Annotated in this window: 24 protein-coding genes; 13 read left to right on the top strand and 11 right to left on the bottom strand. The window is 65.3% G+C overall.

Annotated features, from left to right (window positions below; translation table 11 throughout):
- Nucleotides 1–28 precede the first annotated feature (28 nt).
- The 3 genes from HK401_RS10460 to HK401_RS10450 all read left to right on the top strand — a co-directional run bounded on the left by HK401_RS10460 (nucleotide 29) and on the right by HK401_RS10450 (nucleotide 2,046).
- The gene (locus HK401_RS10460; RefSeq protein WP_181274609.1) at nucleotides 29–667 is read left to right on the top strand and encodes an endonuclease; all 639 of its coding nucleotides are present in this window, start codon (nucleotides 29–31) and stop codon (nucleotides 665–667) included.
- Between the two features lie 53 nt (nucleotides 668–720).
- Nucleotides 721–1,026, top strand: a complete 306-nt coding sequence (locus HK401_RS10455) for a hypothetical protein (protein ID WP_166970185.1) — start codon at nucleotides 721–723, stop codon at nucleotides 1,024–1,026.
- Between the two features lie 198 nt (nucleotides 1,027–1,224).
- Nucleotides 1,225–2,046, top strand: coding sequence for a YidC/Oxa1 family membrane protein insertase (locus tag HK401_RS10450; RefSeq protein WP_181274608.1), 822 nt, complete (start codon nucleotides 1,225–1,227; stop codon nucleotides 2,044–2,046).
- Between the two features lie 120 nt (nucleotides 2,047–2,166).
- Here HK401_RS10450 and HK401_RS10445 read toward each other — a convergent pair whose 3' ends face one another.
- Nucleotides 2,167–4,716, bottom strand: a complete 2,550-nt coding sequence (locus HK401_RS10445) for an ATP-dependent Clp protease ATP-binding subunit (protein WP_181274607.1) — start codon at nucleotides 4,714–4,716, stop codon at nucleotides 2,167–2,169.
- A gap of 176 nt (nucleotides 4,717–4,892) precedes the next feature.
- Here HK401_RS10445 and HK401_RS10440 point away from each other — a divergent pair, with 176 nt between their 5' ends.
- Nucleotides 4,893–5,543 (top strand): TetR/AcrR family transcriptional regulator, encoded by a 651-nt coding sequence (locus tag HK401_RS10440; RefSeq protein WP_181274606.1) that lies wholly within the window; start codon nucleotides 4,893–4,895, stop codon nucleotides 5,541–5,543.
- A complete protein-coding gene (locus HK401_RS10435; protein ID WP_181274605.1) occupies nucleotides 5,540–7,288 on the top strand; it encodes a DHA2 family efflux MFS transporter permease subunit in 1,749 nt (582 codons plus the stop codon). Before HK401_RS10440 ends, HK401_RS10435 begins: the two co-directional genes overlap by 4 nt.
- A gap of 106 nt (nucleotides 7,289–7,394) precedes the next feature.
- Here HK401_RS10435 and HK401_RS10430 read toward each other — a convergent pair whose 3' ends face one another.
- From HK401_RS10430 to HK401_RS10420, 3 genes are read right to left on the bottom strand one after another with little or no spacing between them, the layout of a single operon-like run.
- Nucleotides 7,395–8,165: a DUF3152 domain-containing protein gene (locus HK401_RS10430; RefSeq protein WP_309135961.1), complete on the bottom strand. Its 771-nt coding sequence runs from the start codon at nucleotides 8,163–8,165 to the stop codon at nucleotides 7,395–7,397.
- A gap of 22 nt (nucleotides 8,166–8,187) precedes the next feature.
- Nucleotides 8,188–8,853 (bottom strand): VOC family protein, encoded by a 666-nt coding sequence (locus HK401_RS10425; RefSeq protein ID WP_181274604.1) that lies wholly within the window; start codon nucleotides 8,851–8,853, stop codon nucleotides 8,188–8,190.
- Nucleotides 8,841–9,488, bottom strand: a complete 648-nt coding sequence (locus HK401_RS10420; protein WP_181274603.1) for a VOC family protein — start codon at nucleotides 9,486–9,488, stop codon at nucleotides 8,841–8,843. Before HK401_RS10420 ends, HK401_RS10425 begins: the two co-directional genes overlap by 13 nt.
- Before the next feature lie 109 nt (nucleotides 9,489–9,597).
- Between HK401_RS10420 and HK401_RS10415 the strand changes: the two genes are divergently transcribed.
- The 6 genes from HK401_RS10415 to HK401_RS10390 are packed head-to-tail and all read left to right on the top strand — an operon-like array spanning nucleotide 9,598 to nucleotide 17,286.
- The gene (locus HK401_RS10415) at nucleotides 9,598–11,244 is read left to right on the top strand and encodes a TIGR04028 family ABC transporter substrate-binding protein (RefSeq protein ID WP_181274873.1); all 1,647 of its coding nucleotides are present in this window, start codon (nucleotides 9,598–9,600) and stop codon (nucleotides 11,242–11,244) included.
- A complete protein-coding gene (locus HK401_RS10410; RefSeq protein ID WP_181274602.1) occupies nucleotides 11,241–12,335 on the top strand; it encodes an ABC transporter permease in 1,095 nt (364 codons plus the stop codon). The genes HK401_RS10415 and HK401_RS10410 overlap by 4 nt, the downstream gene beginning before the upstream one ends.
- A complete protein-coding gene (locus tag HK401_RS10405) occupies nucleotides 12,332–13,198 on the top strand; it encodes an ABC transporter permease (protein WP_181274601.1) in 867 nt (288 codons plus the stop codon). The genes HK401_RS10410 and HK401_RS10405 overlap by 4 nt, the downstream gene beginning before the upstream one ends.
- Nucleotides 13,195–14,892: a dipeptide ABC transporter ATP-binding protein gene (locus tag HK401_RS10400; protein ID WP_181274600.1), complete on the top strand. Its 1,698-nt coding sequence runs from the start codon at nucleotides 13,195–13,197 to the stop codon at nucleotides 14,890–14,892. The genes HK401_RS10405 and HK401_RS10400 overlap by 4 nt, the downstream gene beginning before the upstream one ends.
- A gap of 5 nt (nucleotides 14,893–14,897) precedes the next feature.
- Nucleotides 14,898–15,971 (top strand): putative FMN-dependent luciferase-like monooxygenase, encoded by a 1,074-nt coding sequence (locus HK401_RS10395; RefSeq protein WP_181274599.1) that lies wholly within the window; start codon nucleotides 14,898–14,900, stop codon nucleotides 15,969–15,971.
- A 1-nt stretch (nucleotide 15,972) separates the two neighbouring features.
- A complete protein-coding gene (locus HK401_RS10390) occupies nucleotides 15,973–17,286 on the top strand; it encodes an alkylhydroperoxidase domain protein (protein ID WP_181274598.1) in 1,314 nt (437 codons plus the stop codon).
- A 38-nt stretch (nucleotides 17,287–17,324) separates the two neighbouring features.
- Here the strand turns inward: HK401_RS10390 and HK401_RS10385 are convergent, their stop codons facing one another.
- Together HK401_RS10385 and exaC are read right to left on the bottom strand one after the other, a co-directional pair.
- Nucleotides 17,325–17,744 carry a DUF779 domain-containing protein gene (locus tag HK401_RS10385; RefSeq protein WP_181274597.1) on the bottom strand — a complete coding sequence of 140 codons (420 nt, stop codon included), beginning with the start codon at nucleotides 17,742–17,744 and terminating at the stop codon, nucleotides 17,325–17,327.
- Complete coding sequence (exaC, locus tag HK401_RS10380; protein ID WP_181274596.1) at nucleotides 17,744–19,267, bottom strand: acetaldehyde dehydrogenase ExaC; 1,524 nt, start codon at nucleotides 19,265–19,267, stop codon at nucleotides 17,744–17,746. Before exaC ends, HK401_RS10385 begins: the two co-directional genes overlap by 1 nt.
- 196 nt (nucleotides 19,268–19,463) lie before the next feature.
- Between exaC and HK401_RS10375 the strand changes: the two genes are divergently transcribed.
- The gene (locus HK401_RS10375) at nucleotides 19,464–20,489 is read left to right on the top strand and encodes a hypothetical protein (protein WP_181274595.1); all 1,026 of its coding nucleotides are present in this window, start codon (nucleotides 19,464–19,466) and stop codon (nucleotides 20,487–20,489) included.
- Between the two features lie 100 nt (nucleotides 20,490–20,589).
- On the opposite strand, the gene HK401_RS10370 is transcribed toward HK401_RS10375, so the two are convergent.
- Nucleotides 20,590–21,036, bottom strand: coding sequence for an SRPBCC family protein (locus HK401_RS10370; protein WP_181274594.1), 447 nt, complete (start codon nucleotides 21,034–21,036; stop codon nucleotides 20,590–20,592).
- A gap of 168 nt (nucleotides 21,037–21,204) precedes the next feature.
- On the opposite strand from HK401_RS10370, the gene HK401_RS10365 reads away from it, so the two are divergent.
- Nucleotides 21,205–21,648 carry a GNAT family N-acetyltransferase gene (locus tag HK401_RS10365; protein WP_181274593.1) on the top strand — a complete coding sequence of 148 codons (444 nt, stop codon included), beginning with the start codon at nucleotides 21,205–21,207 and terminating at the stop codon, nucleotides 21,646–21,648.
- Nucleotides 21,649–21,663: 15 nt separating this feature from the next.
- Here the strand turns inward: HK401_RS10365 and HK401_RS10360 are convergent, their stop codons facing one another.
- From HK401_RS10360 to HK401_RS10345, 4 genes are all read right to left on the bottom strand, one after another.
- Nucleotides 21,664–22,215, bottom strand: coding sequence for a GNAT family N-acetyltransferase (locus tag HK401_RS10360; protein WP_181274592.1), 552 nt, complete (start codon nucleotides 22,213–22,215; stop codon nucleotides 21,664–21,666).
- Nucleotides 22,212–22,682, bottom strand: coding sequence for a GNAT family N-acetyltransferase (locus tag HK401_RS10355; RefSeq protein WP_181274591.1), 471 nt, complete (start codon nucleotides 22,680–22,682; stop codon nucleotides 22,212–22,214). The genes HK401_RS10360 and HK401_RS10355 overlap by 4 nt, the downstream gene beginning before the upstream one ends.
- Nucleotides 22,683–22,787: 105 nt before the next feature.
- Entirely contained in the window at nucleotides 22,788–23,051 is a 264-nt protein-coding gene (locus HK401_RS10350) for a type II toxin-antitoxin system RelE family toxin (protein WP_219921872.1), read from the bottom strand.
- A complete protein-coding gene (locus HK401_RS10345) occupies nucleotides 23,051–23,299 on the bottom strand; it encodes a type II toxin-antitoxin system Phd/YefM family antitoxin (RefSeq protein ID WP_181274590.1) in 249 nt (82 codons plus the stop codon). The genes HK401_RS10350 and HK401_RS10345 overlap by 1 nt, the downstream gene beginning before the upstream one ends.
- Nucleotides 23,300–23,353 lie beyond the last annotated feature (54 nt).

Here is a 23,353-nt window from a genome sequence, read left to right as displayed (position 1 = left end):
GACTGGGCGCGGACTTAGGATCGACGGCATGAGCACACAGCGAGATCGGGCCGGTCACCTCATCGAGGCGCACGGTCGCACATTCGCCGCGGAAGCCGCGATCACGCTCCGGGACAAACCGGCCCCGCTGTGGCAGCTGCTCGTCCTCAGCCTGCTCCTGTCCACGCGCATCAGCTCCGACATCGCCCTCGCGAGCGCGCGCGAGCTGTTCTCGGCGAAGTGGAGAACGCCGCAGCGTCTGCGCACGAGCACATGGCAGCAGCGCGTCGTTGCACTCGGACGCGGCGGGTATCGCCGCTATGACGAGAGCACCGCCACCCGTCTGGCCGAGGCCGCCGATCTGCTCATCGACCGATGGGACGGGGACCTGCGGAAGCTGCGCGACGAGGCCGAGGGGAAGCCTCATCGGATTTCGCGGCTCCTGCAGGAATTCACCGGGATCGGTCCGACCGGGGCGTCCATCTTCCTCCGAGAGGTCCAGCAGGTCTGGCCGTCGGTGAGGCCTGCCTTCGACCCTCTCGTTCGCAAGGGCGCGAAGACGGCGGGGCTGCCGGAGCAGGACGAGAAGCTGGCCGCGTTGGTCGACGACGAGGACCTCGCAGGACTCGCGGCCGCGCTCGTGCGTCTCGCCCGAGATCCGGACCTCGCCGCCGACGCGCAGGACTGAGACCTCCGCACAGGCTCGCGTGCTAGCATCGGGGCATCCGGAAAGGGGATGAGATGCTGGCGAATCTGTGGCTGACTCTGCAGCTGCTCGTCGTCGTGCTCTCCGCCGACCTCGACTCGGTCGTCCCCCAGTCCCCCACTCACCTCATCGTCCTCGCTCTCCTCGGCGCAGCCCTGCTGACGCCGATCGCCGCGTGGGCGAGCATGGCGCTGCTGCGCGTGCTGTCGCTGTCGGTGCGACCTCCGTCTCTGCCGGACGCGCGCCGAAGCATCCGCGAATTCCGCATGCCCGAAGAACCGGGCACCCCGGGTACGGCTCTCGCCAGAGCACCCTCATCCGTCGCTCGCCTCATCGGCTGAGCGACGTCTCCGCGCCTCCTCGGCGCTCCTCTGCCTCCGCAGGTCCTCTGACCCGCCAGGCTCCAGGGTCCTCCGCACTGTCACCGTGCCCGTGAGTCCCGATGTCGCAGTCATGTCGATGATCGCTCTGCCCCCATCGACCTCTGTGCCGAAACGCCCGACCGAGTGCGTGGCACACCACCTCTGCGAAGGACATCTATGAACATCTACGAATTCCTGCCCATCCGCCTGCTCGTCGAAGCCGCCTATACGGTGGTGACGACGATCAGCTCGTTCCTCGAACCCCTGACCGGCGGCTTCAGCGCGGCCCTGGCCGTCATCGTGCTCACGATCCTCGTCCGGGCCGTTCTCATCCCCGTCGGAGTCTCCCAAGTCAAGGCCGGAATCACCCGCAAACGACTGGCCCCGAAGATCAGCGCGCTGCAGACGAAGTACAAGAAGCAGCCCGAACTCATGCAGCAGAAGCTCATGGAGCTGTACAAGGAGGAGAACGCCTCCCCCTTCGCCGGATGCCTGCCGGTGCTCGCTCAGACACCCGTGCTCATGGCCGTCTACGGTCTGTTCATCCACTCGACGATCAGCGGTCACGCCAACGAGCTGCTCGGACACACGCTCTTCGGACTGCCCCTGAACACGAGCTTTTTCAAACTGCTCGGCGCCGGGGACCTGACCGGGACCGCGATCACGGTCTACCTCGCCCTCGTCGTGCTCATCGCCGTCGTCGCCGGATTCTCCCGCCGCCTGCTCACCCCGGCCGCGCCGGAGAAGACGCCAGCCGCGACTCCGTCTGCCACACGGTCAGGGTCGGACGCACCGACCATGCCCGATCTCTCGGGAGTGATGAAGACTCTGAGCTTCATGCCCTTCCTCACTGCGATCTTCGCTCTCTTCGTGCCCTTGGCCGCCGCGCTCTACCTGGCGACGACGACCACGTGGACACTCTGCGAACGACTTGTCCTCAACCGGGTTCTGGGCGCGAACGAGCCGCAGCCGGCGACGAACACCCGCGTCGCCGGCTGAACCAGGCGAAAGACGTCTGAGTCATGAATATGAACGAGCCCGGGGCGAAGGATCGGAATCCTTCGCCCCGGGCTCTGATTCAGTGACCGATGCGTGACCGGTGCACGACCGCCTCGGCGATCAGGCGTCGACGATCTCCGGTCGGGCCACGGCCTCGACCGAGAGTTCCCCGTCGACGACGGCGGCGCGGATGCGTCCGCCCTCATCGACCGCCTCGGTGACGAGGAGTTCGGCGATCCGGTCATCGAGCTCACGCTGGATCACCCGACGCAGCGGACGGGCGCCGAACTCGGGTTCGTAGCCCTTCTCGGCGAGCCAGTCGAGGGCGTCGGAGTCGACGTCGAGGGAGATCCCCTGCGCCTCGACCCGTGCCCGGCTGGCGGCCAGCTGCTGCTCCACGATGGACCGCAGCTGCTCACGGTCGAGCCGGGAGAACATCACGGTGTCATCGATGCGGTTGATGAATTCGGGGCGCATGAACTCCTTGAGTCGGCCCATGACCTTCGCCTTGAGGTCCTTCTCCGCATCCACAGCGGCACCGGAGCTGAAGCCCAGCGGGTTGCCGGACATGAACTCCGAACCGAGGTTCGACGTCATGATGATGACGGTGTTGCGGAAATCGACCGTGTGGCCCTGACCATCGGTCAGGCGTCCGTCGTCGAGGACCTGCAGCAGCAGGTTGAACGCATCCGGGTGCGCCTTCTCGACCTCGTCGAGGAGGATGACCGAATACGGGCGCCGACGGACCTGCTCGGTCAGCTGCCCGGCCTCGTCATAGCCGACGTAGCCGGGAGGAGCACCGACGAGGCGCGAGACCGTGTGGCGTTCGCCGAATTCGCTCATATCGAACCGAATCATGGCGGACTCGTCGTCGAACAGGGTCTGTGCCAGCGCCTTGGCCAGTTCGGTCTTGCCGACGCCGGTCGGTCCGAGGAAGAGGAAGCTTCCGATCGGCCGGTCGGGGTCGGCCATTCCGGTCTGGCTGCGGCGGATGGCACGCGAGACCGCGGTCACGGCCCCGTCCTGGCCGACTACCCGGTCGTGGAGGACGTCTTCCATCGTCGCCAGACGAGCCTTCTGGCTCTGCGTCATCCGCGCCGCCGGGATTCCGGTGGCCCGGGAGACGACCTGAGCGATCTCCTGTTCGCCGATGACCGCCTCCGCGGCGGTTGTCGCCGACTCGACCGTCTCAGGGTTCTCTGCGGATTCGATCCGGGTGCTCAGCTCGGTGATCTCGTCGCGCAGACCGCCCGCACGCTCGTAGTCCTCGACCTCGATGGCCGACTTCTTCTCGGCTTCGAGCTCGGAGAGCTTGAGCTTGAGGGCCTCGACGTCGACGCCGGGTCCGCGCGAGAGCGACATCCGAGCACCGGCCTGGTCGACGAGGTCGATGGCCTTGTCCGGCAGGAACCGGTCGGTGATGTAGCGGTTCGACAGTTCCACCGCGGCCCGGATCGCCTCGGGCGTGTAGCTGACCCCGTGGAATTCGGCGTAGCGGTCCGACAGCCCTTCGAGGATCGTCACGGCATCCTCGACGCTGGGCTCACCCACGGTCACCGGCTGGAACCGACGCTCGAGGGCGGAGTCCTTCTCGATCGTCCGGTACTCCTTGAGGGTGGTCGCGCCGATCATGTGCAGATCGCCGCGCGCGAGCCTCGGCTTGAGGATGTTGCCGGCATCCATCGAGTTCGACTCGCCGTTGCCTCCCGCGCCGACGAGGGTGTGGAGTTCGTCGACGAAGACGATCATGTTCCCGTCCTCGGCGATCTCATTGAGCGCCCCGGTCAGCCTCTCCTCGAAGTCACCGCGGTAGCGGGTTCCTGCGAGCATGCCCGGCATGTCGAGGGAGACGATGCGCTTGCCCTGCAGCTGCCTGGGCACCTCGCCGGAGTGGATGGCCTGGGCCAGACCTTCGGCGATCGCGGTCTTGCCGACACCGGCCTCGCCGAGGAGGACGGGATTGTTCTTCGTCCGGCGGGCGAGGATCTCGATGGTCTGTTCGATCTCGTCTGCGCGTCCGATGACGGGGTCGAGGCGACCCTCGGCCGCGAGCGCGGTGAGATCGGTGCCGTATTTCTGAAGCACCGTCTCCTGACCCTCGTCACCCTCGGCGCCCTGCCCGGGCTGCACGCCCTGGGCTTCGGCGGCCTCGGCTCCCGCCTGCAGGGCGGCCTGGGTGACACCGGCCTGGGCGAGGATGCGCCCGGCAGGCATCTCCTGGTTGAGCACGAAGGCGAAGAAGATGTGCTCGGGGTCGATGTAGGTCGAGCCGAAGGCACGCGCGACCTGGTAGGAATCGAGCAGCGCCCGCTGGGCCGAACCGGTCAGCGACGGAGAGGACTCCGCCTCGGCGTCGGTGGTCGCCGGCAGGCGCTCCTCGATGCTGTGAGCGATCGCCTCGGGATCGGCACTCGCCTGACGCACGGCCGAGTTACCAGGTTCGGAGTCGACCATGACGCGCAGGATGTGGAGGGCATCGATCTCGGACTGACCGTGCCGGCCGGCGAACTCCGCGGCGGCCTCGATGACCTCGTGGCTGCGCTTGCTCAGCAGCCGATTGATGTCGACGGAGCGTCCTCGACGGGCTCCGTGCTGACCCTGGAGGAAGCGCGCGAGGAACTCGTCGAACGAGTCGCCGCCCGACCCTGCGGATCCATAGAACGTGGCCAAAGCTGACCTCCTCTTTCAAAGTTGAGCGTATACGACTCAATCAACAGGGGGTGGGGCACGGATATTCCCGCGCACTTCCCGCCATCCAGTGACGTGTGAACAACATCACGGCCGATAAATGCATCGAATGCACTTCTGCACTTGATGCAATTTTGCAAGAGGTGCATAATCTTCAGGTGACTTCCGAACCGACCGAATCCCTGCGTGAGCGTCAGACTCGTGAACGCCGTGCGTCCATCCACGCTGCGGCCGTCGAGCTCGTCTTCGAGCATGGGCTCGACGAGGTGACCGTGGCTCGGATCGCAGAAGCCGCGGAGGTCTCCGCCCGCACGTTCTTCAACTATTTCCCCACCAAGGAGATGGCGATCGTCGGACTGACGATCTCCGACGACGTCGCCGCCGATCTGCAGCGGTTCATCGAGGAATTCGAGCCCAGGCGCGAGCGTCTGGTGGAGGATCTCTCCTTCACCATCCGCGCCGCCTTCGAGTTCCTGTTGCCGCGCTCGGCGAACAAGCAGAAGCTGCGTGCGATCCAGGCTCGGCATCCGCAGCTCGGCATGCTCAGCATGGAGACGAAGCGGCATTACTCCGAGCAGATCATCACCGGCATCCGCCGGCGGGTCGAGCGTCGCGGAGTCGTCTTTCCCGACGACGAGACTGCGGCTCGAGGCACGCGGATGCTCGCGCAGCTGTGCAGCATCCCGCTCGAGCATGCTTTCGCTTCCGCGAGATTCGACTCCGAACACGAATTGGACGACGAGCGTGTGGACCAGGCGTTCACCTCCTCGGTCGAGCTGTTCCTGACCCTCTTAGAAAGGCTGAAATGACCACCACCACCGAATCTGCTGCCGCGAAGCAGCACGGCGCTGAGGAGGAGGCCGAGATCGAGACCCCCTCGGTGATCCTGCTGTTCGTCGGCCTGATGCTGGCAATGTTCATGTTCTCGCTCAACCAGACCATGCTGGCCACCGCCCTGCCGACCATCGTCGGCGACCTCGACGGCGTCGACCAGATGCTCTGGGTCTCGACGGCCTTCATGCTGGCGTCGACGATCATGATGCCGATCTACGGCAAACTGGGAGACTCGTTCAACCGCAAGAAGATCTTCATCTTCGCCATCTGCATGTTCATCCTCGGATCGATCGTCGGATTCCTCGCCCACAATATGGCCGTCCTCATCACCGCACGCGTCATTCAGGGGCTCGGCGGCGGCGGCCTCATCATCCTCGCTCAATCCCTCATCGCAGCGGTCGTCCCTGCCCGCAAGCGCGGCCCGTACATGGGCATCATGGGGGCGAACTTCGCGGTCACCTCGGTGGCGGGACCACTGATCGGCGGCTGGATCACCGAGGGTCCCGGCTGGCGCTGGACGTTCGCGCTCAACCTGCCCTTCGGCGTGCTCGCACTCATCGCCGCGGCACTCTTCCTCAAGGTCCCGAAGTCGGACCGGTCGGTCAAGCGCCATGTCGATGTCGCCGGCATGATCCTCATCGCCGAATTCACCTCGGCGCTCATCCTCACCACCTCGTGGGGCGGACATCAGTACGACTGGGACGATCCGATCATCATCGGCCTCATCGCCATCGCGTTCATCAGTGCCGTCGTCTTCGTCTTCGTCGAGAAGGCCGTGGCCGAACCCGTCATCCCGATGTTCGTCTTCCAGGACAAGAACTTCGTCCTCTGTACGATCGCGGGCATGTGCATCGCCATCGGCATGTTCGGCGTCCTGTCCTACATGCCCACGTTCCTGCAGATGGCCCACGGCATCGAGGCGACGAAGGCCGGACTGCTCATGGTGCCCATGATGGCCGTGATGCTCCCGAGCTCCGTCATCGTCGGCTTCATCGTCTCGAAGACGGGACGTTACAAGTGGTACCCGGTGCTCGGCAGCGCGATCGTCGGCGTCGCCCTCTTCCTCATGGGCACCTTCGTCACAGCCGATCAGAACGTGCTCGTCGTCATCGGCTGCCTGTGTGTGCTCGGACTCGGTCTGGGGCTGTCGATGCAGATGCTCGTGCTCATCGTCCAGAACTCGTTCCCGGTGGCGATGGTCGGCACGGCGACGGCGTCGAACAACTTCTTCCGCCAGATCGGCGGCACGCTGGGTATGTCACTGATCGGTTCGCTCTTCACCTCGCGGCTGGCGTCCAACCTCGAGGACGGCATCAAGTCGCTGGGCCCCCAGGGTGCCCAGGCGATGAAGGGCACGGGGTCGAATTCGCTCACCCCCGAGGTGGTCAAGTCACTGCCGGATCCGATCCACTCGATCATCGTCAATGCCTACAGCGATGCGCTGGTGCCGATCTTCCTGTGGGTCTGCCCGCTGGGGATCATCGCCGCCGTCATCCTCATGTTCGTGCGTGAGAAGGCTCTGGCGACGAAGGTCGATGCCGGTGCCCCGGCCGACCACAACCGTGAGGTCGTGGCCACCGACAGCATCGCGATCGTCGAGCAGCCAGGTTCGCTGACTCCCTCGGGCACGAGCTCGGTCACCGATGAGGTCGAGTACGAGCATGCGACGCAGGGGGCCGGAGAATACTCCTTGAAGCCCTCTCGCTCACCCAAGCACTGATGAGCGCACTCGAGCGCTGATCCGCGCATCCCAGTAGAGACAGCGCAGGCCCCGCAATCGCGGGGCCTGCGCTGTCTCTGCGGAGAACTGTCCGCGACCGCCGAAACTAGCCCTTTGAGGGCCAGCCGTTGGGCTTGCAGCCCTGCAGGCCCTTAGTCTGCTGCTGCATGAGCGGAGCGGTCTTGCCCTGACCGGGGCAGGATTCGTGGCCGTGGCCGAGCGCGTGGCCGACCTCGTGGTTGATCAGATACTGCCGGTACTGGACGATGTCGTCGAACTCATCGGTCGCCGAGACCCAGCGTTTGGCATTGAGGATGACGTTGTTCCCGTTGCGGCAGGACAATTCGCCCAGGGTCCGCAGGGGCAGGCACATCTCGTCGACGGTGTCGGGACTGGCGATCGAGATCATCGCATCCTGGTCCTCGTCGACGAGTTCGATGGACACATCGTCGAGGTCCTGCCAGCCTCGTTCGTCCTGCAGGGTGCTGATGATGAAGTCCCCCGCCTCGTCGACGTCGATGGGCAGATTGTCTTCGACGCGCAGGGCGACCTTGAATGTCTTACCCTCATCGCGATTGGGGCCCGTCTCCTCCTTCGGGCGGTCCCACTTGCCGCTGCCGTGCATGTCGATGTCGTCTTCGCTGACCCCGGCGGCTCCCGCATCGTCGATGTTCGCAGTCTCCGTCGGCGAGGGCGATTCCGTCGGTTCGTCCGACGAGGCGGGGGCGGTGGAAGCGTCGCCGATCGTCTCCGCCGCATGCGGCGTCGGCCGAGTCTCCTCATCGCCGGCGGGTGCGCAGGCGCTCAGCCCGAGAAGCAGGGTCGCCGCAGCGATCGTGGGGACGAGACGGGAGCGAAGACGGAGACGAGTGACCACGTCTGCGAGTCTAGCCGCATTGTCAGAACTCGAGGAGACCTCCGGGTCCGCGCAGCTTCGCGCGCAGCCGGCATTCGCTGCCTTCGACGACCTCAGCGTCGCCCGCACCGAGCACCTCGAGCACTTCCCTCGCCGCGTCGGGCTGCGGAGATTCCACTCGGAATTCGAGCAGTTCGAGGGTGGGCAGGGCCGCCTCGGCGGGGTGCGTCGATTCTCCCCAGTCGATGAGGAACGGCTGCGCTCCCTCGTGCGGCAGCGGGGATCGGCTGGTCAGCCGCCATTCGAGCAGCTCCCCCTCGGCGGTTTCCCGGGACATGTCCCTGACCTCGCCGAAGTCGATGCCGGCGGTGTTCGCGGCCGCGATCTTCGCGAGGAACGCCGCCGGATGGATGGCCCACGTCTGCAGTGTCAGACCCTCTGCGAGGTGGGCGTCGAGTGGGAGCGTCCCGCCGACCGGCGCCTCCTGCTGCGGATCAGGGCCGAGGATCTCGAGGTAGGTGTGCGCGCCGTCGGCCCAACCGGTCGGTGCCAGCCCGAGCAGCGCATTCGCGGTCCCCAGGCCGGGGTGGCGACCGCCGGGGACGGCGCGGACGCCGGTGGCGGCTTCGACGGCGGCGATTCCCTCCTCGAGGTCGGGCACGGTGATGATGAGATGGTCGAGTTCGGCGGGAATGTTCAGAGCGTCCATGATCCACCCGGACCTTTCAGTATGGCGTGCAGGGAATCGGTGGCCCCTGCCTCGACTTCGAGGGTAGCGTCCAAGAATCGCAGAACACTGCGAGTCCTGTCGACCTCCGAGGTTTCGGCCCACAGCCGTTCAAGCTCGACGCTCGGCATGTCCTGCTCGGCCGGGTGCGGCGAATCCTTCCAGTCGATGAGGAACGGTTGGATCCCGCCGAGGGCGAGCGGAGTCCGCCTGGTCAGTCTCCATTCGAGCAGGCCTCCGTCCGGTGTCCGGCGCGTCATATCGTGAACCTCGCCGAGGTCGACCCTGCCTTCAGCCGCGGCCTTCGCGACGAGGCCGTCGAAATCGCGCGGACGGATCGCCCACCGCTGCACTGTCGGTGTGGTGATGCCGCTCAGCCGCGCGGCGGCGAGGCTCGGATCCTGGTCGGGGTCGGGGCCGAGGATCTCGAGATAGGAAAGAGCACCGGGGCCGAGAGTCGGGACCTCGAGCCCGAGCAGCGCATTGGCCGTCCCGAGCCCCGGATGTGCTCCACCGGGAATGGGTCGCACTTCGAGAGCGTTGTGGCATTGCTCAACAGAATCGGCAAGATTCGGTACGGCGATGACCAGATGATCGAAATCGGCAGATGGCGACATGTCTCAATGTTAAGCCGAAATTGACGCTCCCCGCACCGATCGGCTTAACTCGACTCATGCGCACGAACGGAGCAGATTGTTGAACCATACGACCACGACTCGCCGTGGCATGCTCGGCCTCGGACTCGGGATCGGATCGATCGCTCTCTTCAGCGCCTGCACTCCCACGGACACCTCACCCCTGGCCGACGGCAAACCGGAACAGGGTGGAGTGCTCACGTACTTCGAGCCGCAGACCTGGACTCTGCTCTACCCGCCGTCGGTCGGCTTCTACCCCAACGGCGGGATCATGAACAACATCTCTGCCCGTCTGCTGTGGCAGGATCCGAAGACCCTGGAGCTTCATCCATGGCTGGCGACCGAGCTGCCCGAGACCAACGCCGATGCCACGACCTACACGTTCACTCTGCGTCACGGAGTCACCTACTCCGACGGGACTCCGCTGACGCCTGCGAACGTGGCGAAGAACTTCGACCTGTACGGCAAGGGCGACGAAGCCCGCACCCTGCCGGTGTCCGAGCAGATCTCGAACTATGAGCGCAGCGAGGTCCTCGACGACCGCCGTGTGCGCTTTCACTTCTCCGCGCCCTCCCCCGGGTTCGCGCAAGCGACCTCGACGATGAACGCCGGTCTCCTCTCCGATTCGACCCTCGACCTCGATGCCGAGGGCTTCGGTCCCGGCGGAGCAAAGCAGATCCACACCTGCGGGCCCTTCCACATCACGGACGAGACCATCGGCACGAAGCTCTCGGTCCGCGCCCGCGAGGACTACGACTGGGCTCCCCCGCATCTGAAACATCAGGGCCGGGCCCACCTCGACGGCATCGACTATCTGACGAACAACGAATACTCGGTGCGCATCGGAGCCGTGCTCTCCGGCCAGGCCGACGGCGTCCGCGACGTCCAGGCCCCCGACGAATCCCGCGTTACCGAACAAGGCCTGCGCCTCTATGCGAAGGCGACGAACGGGATCAACAACAGCATCAACTTCCGGTTCCGCCACGATCTGCTGGCCGACCTCGACGTCCGCCGGGCCCTCATCGCCGCCGTCGACCGGCAGGAGATCGTCGACAAGCTCTTCACCCCGAACTATCCGCTGGCCACCGGTCTCCTCGCCAAGGGGGCGATGGGGTACAAGGACCAGTCGGGTTCGTGGGTCTACGACCCCGATGAGGCCGACCGACTCCTCGACAAGGCGGGCTGGTCGGAACGCAACTCGGCGGGCTATCGCGTCAAAGACGGGCAGCTCTTGGCGCTGACCGTCAACATCGCCCTCCCCCAGCCCCGCTCGAACGAGGTCCAGACCCTCATCCAGCAGCAGCTGCGCCGCGTCGGCGTGCGCCTGTCGATCAACCCCGGCGACCAGTCGAAGCAGACGCTCGACGCCCTCGAACTCGACACTGTGCAGATCTACCATTCGATGGTCGCCCGCGCCGACTTCGACAACCTGCGCTCGAACTACTCCTCGGTCAACCGCGACGTCTTCCTCAACGGACCCGACCGCACCGATGCCGACGACGACTCCGTCGATCCGAAGGTCGACGAACTCCTCGACGCCCTCGCGGCCGAACCCGATGCGAAGAAGCGCCAGAGGGCTGCGGAGAGAGTCCAGGACTACCTCGTCGACCAGGCCTACGTACTGCCGTTCTTCGAAGAGCCGCAGGTCTTCGCCTTCCGCCGCCGCGTTCATGGCTTCGCCACCGAACCCGTGGGCCGTCCCGACTTCTACAGCACCTGGCTGGCAGGAGAGAAATGATCCTCGACATCCGCTACCTCGCCCTCCGCCTCGGTCAGGCGATCCTCGTCCTCCTGCTGGCGTTCACTGCGGCGTTCATCCTGCTCAGCCTCATTCCCGGCGACGGCGTCACCGCCCGCTTCGCCGATCCCGCGCTGGGCCTCTCCCCCGACCAGATCGCGCAGATCCGGGAGGCGACCGGCGCCGACGACTCGTGGATCACCCGCTACCTCCTCAGCCTCTCAGGCTTCCTCACCGGAGACTTCGGGTACTCGGTGCAGACCGGTGCCGCCGTGTCGACGATCATCGCCGCGGCCCTGCCCTCGACCGCGGTGCTCGCGGCCTCGGGATTCGTCACCGCCGTCGTGCTCGCCGTCATCATCGCCGTCCTCGCCACCTCCGGCCCGGCCGCCGGTCCGCTGTCATGGATCCGCCGGATCCTCGATTCGGTGCCGAGCCTGTTCATCTCGATCCCCGTGTTCTGGCTCGGGATCCTCCTCATCCAGGTCTTCTCCTTCCAGCTCGGATTCGTCTCCGTCGTCAATCCCGGCCCCGCCGAGGCACTCGTCCTGCCGACACTGACCGTGGCGGTGCCGCTCTCGGCCCCGATCGCGCAGGTCCTCATCCGCTCGATCACCGAGGTGCAGGCGTCCGGGTTCGTCAAGGTCACCGCCGCGAAGGGCGCCTCCCAGACATGGCTGCTCGTCCACACCGTCGCCCGCAACGCGGTGCTGCCGGGACTGACGATCATCGGACTGGTGTTCGGCGAACTCGTCGCCGGCGCCGTGGTCACCGAGACCGTATTCGGCCGCAACGGCATCGGGCTCATCACCGCTCAGGCCGTGACGCACCGGGACAATCCGATCCTGCTCGCCGTCGTCGTGATCGCGACCTTCGGCTACGTCATCATCAACCTCGTCGTCGACCTCCTCTACCCCGTCATCGACGTCCGTCTGCGCACGAAACGCAGCGCCGCCTCGGCGAATAAGGCCCTGCGCACCCACGACGAACCCACCCGGCGAGCGCTGACGGCATCCGCGGCCAGCGTCGGGGTCGACCTCGACTGGGCCCAGACGCCTGGGGACACCGAATCGAAGGGCCGCGAATCATGAGCCTCACCGACGTCTTCACCCGCTCCAGGAGCCCACGCCCACAGGGCCGGCGACCCAGGCTGAGCGAATCCGCGATCACCCCGGCCACCGTCGTCTCCGCCCTGATCCTGCTCATCGCGATCGCATGGGCCCTGTTCCCCGGCCTCTTCACGCATTTCGACCCGAACGACGGCGGGGACACCCCGGCCCTGCTGCCGCCGAGCCTCGAGCACTGGTTCGGCACCGATCAGACCGGTCGTGACGCGTTCACCCGCGTCGTCTACGGAGCCTCCCAATCACTGTTGGCCGCGCTCGTGGCCGTCGGGGTCGGGCTCGTCGTCGGCACCGCGATCGGACTCATCGCCGGCACCCGGAAGGGGTGGCTCGACGATGTGCTCATGCGGCTCATCGATGTGCTGCTGTCGATCCCCGCGATCCTGCTCAGCCTCTCGATCGTCGTCGTCCTCGGCTTCGGCACGATCAACGCGGCCATCGCCGTCGGCATCACGGCCATCGCCCAGTTCGCCCGCCTCGCCCGTTCGCAGGCCGTGCAGATCAACACGAGCGACTTCGTGGCCGCGGCCTACGGTTCCGGCGGCACGTTCGGCTCCGTGCTCGTCCGCCACATCCTCCCGAACTCGATCTCGCCCGTGCTCTCACTGGCGGTGCTGCAGATCGGGTCCGCGATCCTCCAGATCTCCACGCTCGGGTTCCTCGGCTACGGCACCCCGCCGCCGACCCCCGAATGGGGCCTCATCATCGCCGAGGGCCGCAACTTCGTCGCCACCGCATGGTGGCTGACCGTGTTCCCCGGCATCGTGGTCATGGCGATCGTGCTCGCCACCCACCAGATCGGCAACACCCTGCGAAAGGTGACATCATGACCGAGTCCCCGCTGCTGCGCATCGACGGGCTCACCGTCGACTACTCCCGCCGAGGCGGCCCCACGGCTCCGGCCGTGAGCGAGCTCGACCTCGTGGTCCGTCCCGGTTCGATGACCGCCGTGGTCGGCGAATCCGGGTCGGGGAAATCGACGACGGCCAACGCCGTCATCGGTCTCCTCCCCTCCGCCGCGCAGGTCACGGCCGGGCGGATCCACCTCGGCGATGTCGACCTCTCGCGCCTCGGCGCCGCCGGCTGGCGCGGGATGCGCGGAGCCCAGATCGGGTACGTCCCGCAGGATCCGGGAGCCTCGCTCAATCCGCTGCAGACCGTCGGGAAGTCCGTGGCCGAAGCGCTGCGCATCCACAGCCGGGCCGGGCGGGTCGAAGCGCGCAGGCAGGTTATCGAACTGCTCGAGCGGGTCGGCATCGACCAGCCGGAGAAGCGGGCCGACCAGTTCCCGCACGAACTCTCCGGAGGCATGCGCCAACGCGTGCTCATCGCCGCCGCCATCGCGCTGCGCCCGCGCCTGCTCATCGCCGACGAACCGACCTCGGCCCTCGATGTGACCGTGCAGAAGCAGGTGCTCGACCTCCTCGACGAACTGCGCGCGGAGACCGGAATGGGCATCCTCTTCATCACCCACGATCTCGCCGTCGCCGGCGAACGCGCCGACGAAGTGCTGGTCATGCAGGCCGGCCGCGTCGTCGAATCGGGGCAGGCCGATCGCATCTTCTCCCGCCCGGAGACCGAGTACACCTCGCGGCTGCTCGCCGACGCTCCGGCGCTGCGGACGAAGGTGTGCAGGCAGACCCCCGCCGAGGCGGCCGGCACCTCCGCGCGCCCGTTCGTGTCCGTCGACTCGCTCACCCAGGTCTTCGACCGCACCGGCGACCAGGTCATCGGCGTCGAGGACGTCACCTTCACCGTCGACCGCGGAACCACGCACGGCATCGTCGGCGAATCGGGGTCGGGCAAGACGACGACGGGCAAGGCGCTGGCCGGTTTCCTCAGCCCCCAGTCGGGTCACCTGCGCATCGGCGACGTCGATGCCGCCGACTTCGGTCGCTCGGGACGGGATCGGGCGCGGCTGCGGCAGTTCCGCCGCACCGTCCAGCTCGTGCACCAGAACCCCTTCTCGGCCCTCGATCCCAAGCATTCGATCCGCTCGACCCTGACCGAGCCCCTGCGCAACTTCCGCATCGGCGACCGCTCGAGCCGGCCCCGCCTCGTCGCCGAGATCATGGACCGGGTAGCGCTGCCGCAGGACTTCCTCGAGCGGCGACCGGCCGAACTCTCCGGCGGACAGCTGCAGCGGGTGGCGATCGCCCGAGCCCTCATCGTCGAACCCGAACTCGTCGTCTTCGACGAAGCGGTGTCGGCCCTCGACGTCACGGTGCAGGCACAGATACTCACCCTCCTCGACCAGCTCCAGCGGGAGTCGGACCTGACGTACGTGTTCATCACCCACGACCTCGCCGTGGTCCGGCAGATCGCTGATACGGTGTCGGTGATGTCGCGCGGACACCTCGTCGAGTCCGGTGGTACCGAGCAGATCTTCGCTCACCCCGCCACCGAGTACACGCGTGCCCTCCTCGATGCGATACCGACCCCGGTCGCGCTCTCGGTCGGCGCACAAGAGACCGGTTCGCGACCCTCATCCCCGACACTGCTGACCACAGCAGCAGAAAGCTGAGACACATGACAGGCTCCACCAGCGACCAGAGAACGACCGGACCGAAGCTCGGGTTCTTCACCCGCCTGCTCGAGGACGCATCGGCAGCCCAGCGCTACCGCTTCGCCCTCGAACAGATCGAGGCGGCCGAACGCGTCGGCTTCCATTCCGCGTGGATCGCCCAGCACCACTTCTCTGCGGCCGAGGGCGGCCTGCCCTCACCCTTGGTCTTCCTCTCCCATGCCGCTGCCCGCACCTCCCGGATCCGATTGGGCACGGCGATCATCACCCTGCCGATGGAGAACGCGGTGCGCGTGGCCGAGGATGCCGCGGTCACCGATATCCTTGCCGGAGGTCGCCTCGAGATCGGTCTCGGTTCGGGCGGGAACCCGAAGTCGTTCCCCGCGTTCGGCACGGCCTTCGAGGACCGCCGCGAGGTCTTCGCCGACAATCTCGACACTCTGCGCACCCTCCTGTCCGGTCAGGCGCTGCCGACCGAGCATCTCCTCTACCCCGGACCGGACTCCGCCCCCGGCGATAGCACCGCCGCGGCGACGGGCCCGGCCGACCGGCTGTGGCAGGCGACGTTCTCCTCACGTGGGGCTGGATCGGCCGGCGCCGCCGGCGATGGACTCATGCTCTCGCGCACCCAGCCCAGGCCGGAGGAGAACACGGGTGCCAGCCTCGATGAGGTGCAGCTGCCCGTCATCGACACCTACCTCTCCCAGCTGCCAGCGGGCACCAAACCGCGGATCCTCGCTTCCCGCACCGCGGTGGTCGCCGATGCTGAGGATCTGCCCAGACTGCGTGAGATCACCGAACCCGCCCTGCGTGCCGAGGCCGACCGCCTCGTCGGCTATGACACCTCGGGTCTGAGCCTCGACGAACTCCTCATCGCCACCGACACATATCTCGGCACCCCCGAACAGGTCATCGACCGACTGTCAGGTGATCGCGTCCTCAACCGGGTCACCGATGTCAGCTTCCAGGTCCATTCGGTGCCCGCGACGAACGAGACCGCCCTGCGGTCGATCGAACTGCTGGCCACCGAGGTCGCCCCCGCACTCGGTCTGAGCGTGGACGCGGAGCGGGTGGTCTGAGATGCCCGACGTCATCAATGCCCTGGCCGGGATCGCGACGGGAGATCCCCTCGATCAGCTCCGCGATCACCGCGCGCAGGCCAAGGAGAATGCCCAGCTGAGCTTCGAAGCTCTTCTCGAACCCGAGGATCCGCGGGGTGTGTCCTACCGGGAGCGTTATGCGGTGGCCGCGTTCACCGCCGGGCTGCTCGGTTCGGACAGTGCCGAGGAGTTCTACCGTGATCTGCTCCGGGATGAGGATGAGGCCGCCTCTTGGTCGGTCGCGGAACTCCTCGACGAGGCGGTGCTCGCGCTCGATTCGCGTGCCGAGGTGCGCGGACCCTATGGGATCTTCGAATCCGCGGCGCTGTCGGCGGAGAATGTGCCCGGTCCGTGGTTCACCGCCGACGCACAGTCACAAGAGACGTTGGGGGCCCGGCTCATCGCGGGACTCGAGTTCGCTCATCTCCTCGCGCTCCATCCGCGGGATTCGCGGCCGGCGCACCTCGCCCTGCTGTTCGAGGCCGGATGGGACGAGGACGGCATCGTCACCCTCGCCCAGCTCGTGTCCTTCCTCAACTTCCAGATCCGCATCAGCACCGGACTGGCGGCACTCGCCCACGCGCCGACGGCGACCGGTGCCCCGGTCCCGGACTCCCCGCCACGGGAACCCGACGATGGGGGCACGGACGGTGCGGCCGCCTCGGCGCGGGGAGCAGATGCCCTGGCCGCTGTCGGGGATCGGGTGAACATGTACCCCGACCTCAAGCGCCCCGAACTCTTCCAGCAGTCCGGGCTCGGGTGGGTGCCGTGGATCGCCCCGGTCGCCGAGGCAGATCTCACGAAGGTTCAGCGGGAGGCGGGGCGGGCGAAGAACCCGTACTTCCGGCTGCTGGCCCGGGATCCGGCGGCCCTGCGGGCGCGGACGCTGACGGATCTCGACATCTTCTTCAACACCACCGACGGCCTCGGACGGGCCGAACGCGAACTCGCGGCGACGGCGGCCTCACGGCTCAACGGGTGCCTGCTCTGCGCCTCGATCCACTCGGATCGGGCGACGGAAGAATCGGGTCGGCGCGACACCGTGCAGGTCCTCCTCGATGAGGGAGTCGCCGGTCGCCTCGGCGATCCTGTGTGGGATGCCGTCGTCGAGGCCTCGGTCGCGCTGACGCTGACTCCGCAGGCGTTCGGACCCGCGCATGTGAGCGCACTGCGGGAGGCCGGTCTCGAGGATGGCGATATCGTCGATGCTCTCAACTGTGCGGCGTTCTTCAACTGGGCGAACCGGCTGATGCTCTCGCTCGGGGAACCGGAACAGCTGACGCCGGGGAAGTGACTTCCCCGGCGCCGGCGGTCCCACGGACGTGCCTCGTTTCAGGCGACGTCCATGAGTGCTGAGCGGATGATGAAGCGGTTGCCCGTCGGCGATTCGACGCTGAAGCCGCTGCCGCGTCCGGGCACCACATCGATGGTCAGATGCGTGTGCTTCCAGTACTCGAACTGCTCGGTCGACATCCAGAAGTCCAGACCGGCCTTCTCGGTGTCGTCGATCGGCAGTTCGAAGTGGCCCAGCAGCACATCGGCCTCCGAGGTGAGGAAGTCGCCCTCGGGGAAGCACATCGGCGACGACCCGTCACAGCAGCCGCCGGACTGGTGGAACATCAGCTGTCCGTGCTTGTCGACGAGGTTGGTCAGCAGGTCGACGGTGGCCTGAGTCATCGCCACCCGCGATTTCTCTTCGCCCTCGATCGTCGGGGTCGACTCGAGTGCGGCTGTTTCGGTGATATCGCTCATCAGAAGAATCCTTGTGCATTTTCGGAGTAGCTGACCAGCAGGTTCTTCGTCTGCTGGTAGTGGTCGAGCATCATCAGGTGGTTCTCACGTCCGATGCCCGAGGACTTGTAGCCGCCGAACGCCGCGTGCGCGGGGTAGGCGTGGTAGTTGTTCACCCAGACGCGACCGGCTTGGATGTCACGGCCGGCACGGTAGGCGGTGTTGCCGTTGCGGGCCCAGACTCCCGCGCCGAGGCCGTAGAGGGTGTCGTTGGCCGTGGAGATCGCATCGTCGTAGTCGGTGAATGAGGTGAGTGCCACGACGGGTCCGAAGATCTCCTCCTGGAAGATGCGCATCGTGTTCGTGCCCTTGAAGATCGTGGGCTGGATGTAATAGCCGCCGGCGAGGTCGCCGTCGAGTTCGGCCTTGTCGCCGCCGATGAGCACTTCGGCGCCTTCGTCCTTGCCGATCTTGAGGTAGGACATGATCTTCTCGTACTGGTCGTTCGAGGCCTGCGCACCGACCTGGGTGTCGGTGTCGAGCGGGTTGCCCTGTTTGACGGCGCGGACGCGTTCGATGCCGGCGGCGACGAAGTCGTCGAAGATCGATTCCTGGACGAGTGCACGGGACGGGCAGGTGCAGACCTCACCCTGGTTGAGGGCGAACATCGCGAAGCCTTCGAGTGCTTTGTCGCGGTAGCTGTCGTCGGCGGCGAGGACGTCGTCGAAGAAGATGTTCGGTGACTTGCCGCCGAGTTCGAGGGTCACGGGGATGATGTTCTGCGAGGCGTACTGCATGATCAGGCGCCCGGTCGTGGTCTCACCGGTGAACGCGATCTTGCGGATGCGCTTGTTCGAGGCCAGCGGTTTGCCCGCTTCGACGCCGAAGCCGTTGATGATGTTGAGGACTCCGGGCGGCAGCAGGTCGCCGATGAGTTCGGCGAGGACGAGGATCGAGGCGGGGGTCTGTTCGGCGGGTTTGAGGACGACGCAGTTGCCGGCGGCGAGCGCCGGGGCGAGTTTCCACGTGGCCATGAGCAGGGGGAAGTTCCAGGGGATGATCTGTCCGACGACGCCGAGGGGTTCGTGGAAGTGGTAGGCGACGGTGTCGTCGTCGATCTGCGAGATGCCGCCTTCCTGCGCCCGGATCGCCGAAGCGAAGTAGCGGAAGTGATCGACGGCCAGCGGCAGGTCGGCAGCCAGGGGTTCGCGGATGCCTTTGCCGTTGTCCCAGGTCTCGGCGACGGCGAGCATCTCGAGGTTGGATTCGATGTGGTCGGCGATCTTGAGCAGAATGTTCGCGCGTTCCGTTGCCGAGGTCTTCCCCCAGGTCGGTGCCGCTGCCCAGGCGGCGTCGAGGGCGGTTTCGACGTCGTCGGCGGTGGAGCTGGGGATCTCGGTGAAGACCTGACCGGTCACGGGAGTGATGTTCTCGAAGTAGTTGCCGTCTTTCGGAGGCACCCACTCCCCGCCGATAAAGTTCTCGTAGCGGGGCTTGAACGTGACGAGCGAACCGTCGGTACCGGGTGCTGAGTAGACTGCCATGACACTCCTTCGTGTGAGTCCATCCACTCCGTCTCACATGCGGTTTGGCACGCTGCGCCGGGTCTCTGACATCGGCGCGAAGCGGATGAGTCCGTGTCCTCTCACCATAGGCCGGAGTGTCGTTGCGGACAATAGTTGTCATCGCTTCGTCACCAAGTTCGCCGGTCCCGTTCGGGTCGGAGTCTAGAGTGAGGTCATGACCGACCGCGTGGATCGTGCCAGACGGATCGCAGCCGAAGTCGACCAGCTCGATGATGCCCAACTGCGAGCTCTCGTGGACAATGCACGGACCGTGGGAGTCGGCATCGGCGGGACGACCAAAGTCGGGACCATCAATGGAGAGCCTGTCTTCATCAAATACTTGCCCGTGCCCCGCAGCGAAGAGAACGATCCCTACTCGACTGTCGATCGTTTGAGCCTTCCGTTCGTCTCGCACTACGGGATCGGAAGTCTGGGGCACGGTGTCGGCCGAGAACTGGCGGCACATCGGATGACGTCTGAGTGGGTTCAGACCGGCAAGGCGGACTTCTTTCCGTTGCTGTTCGGCTCGCGAATCCTCGACCTACACTGCGATATCGATCTCAGCGAGTTCGACGGCGAGGGCCCGCGACGTCAGTGGGGGCCTTATTGGCACCAGCTCACGAAGAACCTCCAGGAGTTGAAATCAGCGACTGCCGGCGTGGTGCTTCTGTTGGAGTATGTGCCGGAGACTCTGGGGGCGCAGCTTCGCCGAAGAATAGGTGATGGCGCGGGCGAGCCAGTCGTCGCAGACGCCGTGCACCAGATTGTTGAAGCTACGGAGTGGATGAACGCTGAAGGGTTCCACCATTTTGACGTTCACCCGGGAAATACTCTGGTCCATGAGGGCAGGTTGCTCTTCACGGACTTCGGGTTGTCCCTTCATCATGAGTTCGAACTCACCGTCGATGAAAAGGCGTCTCTACCCGTGCATGCGGGCTTCGACCGCGACTCCGGCTTGATGCATCTCTTCCACTGGGTGCTCTTCGAACTCGGTTTCACATCAGAGCCAGAACGGATGGCGCTCTTGCGTGCTGCTTCTCAGTCGAATGCACCCGAACTCGAACCTGTTCGAACCGCACTCGGCGAGTCTGCTGATCTGATTTCACACTATGCGGAGGTCGCAGTCGACATGACAGAGATGTTCTCAGTGCTCATGGAGGACGTGTCCGCTGCCAGCTACAGTTACGGCCAGGCCCATTGATTGCTCAGCGGCTCGACGAGAATCCTGCAAGTTTCGAGCAGGCAGTCTTCCACTCAGGTCGTCTGCGTCTACTTCATTTAGCCGGTCAATCGTCGCGTAGTTAGCGGGCGACCTCTGCGCTGAGCAGGCTGAGACTGAAGTCCCATCCGTCGGCGTAGAAGTCATAGGCTCCGCCTCGCCGATGAGCAGGGAGATCCGGGAACGAATGGTGCAGACGGACGCGGGCCCGAGAATCCTGTTCGCCGAGGTTGATGCTGACCTGGTCACTGTCACCGAACCGACCGTTGGTCTTCCGCCGAATCGTCACCCCACGAGGCGGGTCGAGCTCGAGAATGTCACCGTCAATCGCATACGAGTGGGTTCCGTCGTCGTATCGCTCCGAGTAGGCGGCACCCGGGTGGGGGTCGAACGTGATTCGGATTGCCGGCGGAGGGCACCACCACCGGCTCAGCAATCTCGCGTCCCGAATATGAGGCCACACCTCGGTGACCGATGCCCTGATCAGCACCGACTTCTCAATGCCCCACACTTCGCTGCCGTCAGCCATGATCTCATTCTCCAGGCTTGAGAGTGCAGAAACCACTAAACGGGCTTCTAGGTCGCTCCGCACTTGTGGCTCAATCCGAAGTTCAAGGCACCGCCGGGCCAGCGCACTGATGGCTCAGTAGCTCTCGTTCACTCACGAGCACGATGCTGGAACTGGTAGTTTGCACACGTGGACGAGCCGAAGATCCACCTCGAGTTGCTCACAACAATCACCGACGAAGATGCAGATAGCTTGTCGGCCCTACTGAAGCAGCTGTCGTCGACCGCCGCCTTCGACCGGGCTCGGTTCCAAGCCGGACTCGAACACGACGGTGTCGACGTTCTTGCTGCACGCTCAAGAGGCAGGATCGTCGGTATGGCCACATTCGTGGATATTCCGCTGCCGACAGGCAGACGCGGTCATGTCGAAGACGTCGTGGTCCATGAAGAAATGCGTGGGAGGGGTATTGCCAGAATGCTGCTTCAGCGCATGACAATGATGGCTGCGGAACGAGAGATGCGAAGCCTTGACCTCACGTCGCGACCATCGCGAGAATCGGCGATTCGACTCTATGAGTCTATCGGATTCGTTCGGCGAGAGACGAATGTTCTGAGGTTCACTCCTGAGCACTGAGTCGACCTGCTTGACCTAGGCAGCCTGCTTCGAAGCCACATAGACCAGCATCTCTCTGGTCTCGCCATTGAAGATCCGATGGTCGGCTGTCGCTTCGTGCCGCACGTACTTGGCCCGTTCGGCCGTGCGCTGCGACGCGGTATTCCATGGCTCGATATGGAGGACGATTCGGGTGAGGTCTGGCATTGTCCAACCGAAGGCAGTCAGCGCCAGAAGTGCATCCGTGGCGTAGCCGCGCCTCCGCTGTGAGGGGACAATCGCATAACCAGCCGTCGCCAGTCCAGCATCGAGATCGCTCAGCCACAGCCCGCAGTGCCCGACGGCCCGACCACTCGTTCCCGTAGCAATGGCGAATGAAAACCCCACTCCCTCCGGATGCCGGCCCTGCTGCCTGGTGATCCAGGCACGTGCGTCATCAATCGAGGCATTAAACGGCAAGGATCCTGTCTGAGGAACATACGGATCGGTCGAGAGTTCCCGTGCCATTCCTACATCTTCCGGTCCGACTTCGCGAAGGAAGACGGACCCATGCGCAGGTGGTCGGCTCGGCCATGGCGGAAGTGTCATGTCAAAGGTTTGGCCATGATGAGGCAGGGGGTATCGGCACCCCACAGGTCGATCTCCTCGAGCGGAATGAATCCCATCGTCTCGTAGAAGTTCCGAGTGCGCGCGTAATTCGGATCAGGGCACGAGGCTCCGAGAGTCTTCACCATCAGCATGTCGACTCCGCGACGGCGCAGATCATCGACGATCGCGCGAATCAGCTCCGACCCGACGCCCTGACCGTGCGCGCTGCGGTCGACGACCGTGAAGTGGATTTCGCTCGTCTGCGGGAAATGATGAACCACAAGAGTGACTCCGACGACGCGACCGTCATCGTCACGCACCGTCCACGTCTCCATGGTCCGAGCGTCGTCAATGTACTCGGCATTGGATTCGGGACGACCGAACCATTCGGGCGCGGTGACGAGCAGTCGTTCTACGTCCTCGGGTACCGCCTCGTCGCGGTTGGCCACCCAGTCAGCCTCGGTCATGATCTCCACCATAGACTCCGTGCCTGCCTGCCGACACATCATTGTGAGTCTCACCGCCACGAACGATTCAGAACCTTCGATTTCCGGACAGACGATCTACACATCTCAATGATCTCTGTAGATCTCTCGTCTGTGGCCAATGGCCACTACCACGATCAGAAGCTTGCCGTCTTCGATCAGATAGATGATTCTGTAGTTTCCGACTCGGACGCGAAGTCCAGATCGTCCCTTGAGCGCGATAGCCCCCGGCGGCCTTGGGTTCGTCGCCAGCAATGCAATAGCCCCACGAATACGAGCCTGATCCTTGCGATCGATCCGTCGAAGCGCCCGGAGCGCTGCCGGCCGGACCTCGATTTCGTAGGCCACCATCACTGCCACCCAAGGTCGGACTTCACCTGCTCCCAGGGGATATTGTCGCCTTCCTCGGACATCGCTTCGTCAAACGCAGCGACGTCCTCAATCTCCTCCGCCGCTGCCATCAGACGTTCGTATTCGGCAGCACTGATGACGACGACCTGAGGTTCCCCGCGGCGCTCGACGAAGACAGCCTCGGACATAGCAGTCTCGATAACTGAGGCAAACGACTTGCGAGCATCGGAGGCACTGAGCGTAGTCATAACTCAATTGTACATTTCGAGAGGTGAAACGTACATGATTAGTCTGAGCCGCAT

The sequence above is a fragment of the Brevibacterium oceani genome (assembly GCF_013623835.1).
Lineage (GTDB): Bacteria > Actinomycetota > Actinomycetes > Actinomycetales > Brevibacteriaceae > Brevibacterium > Brevibacterium oceani.
The sequence above is the reverse complement of the archived record's forward strand: the minus strand, read 5'-3'. Positions and strand labels throughout refer to the sequence as shown.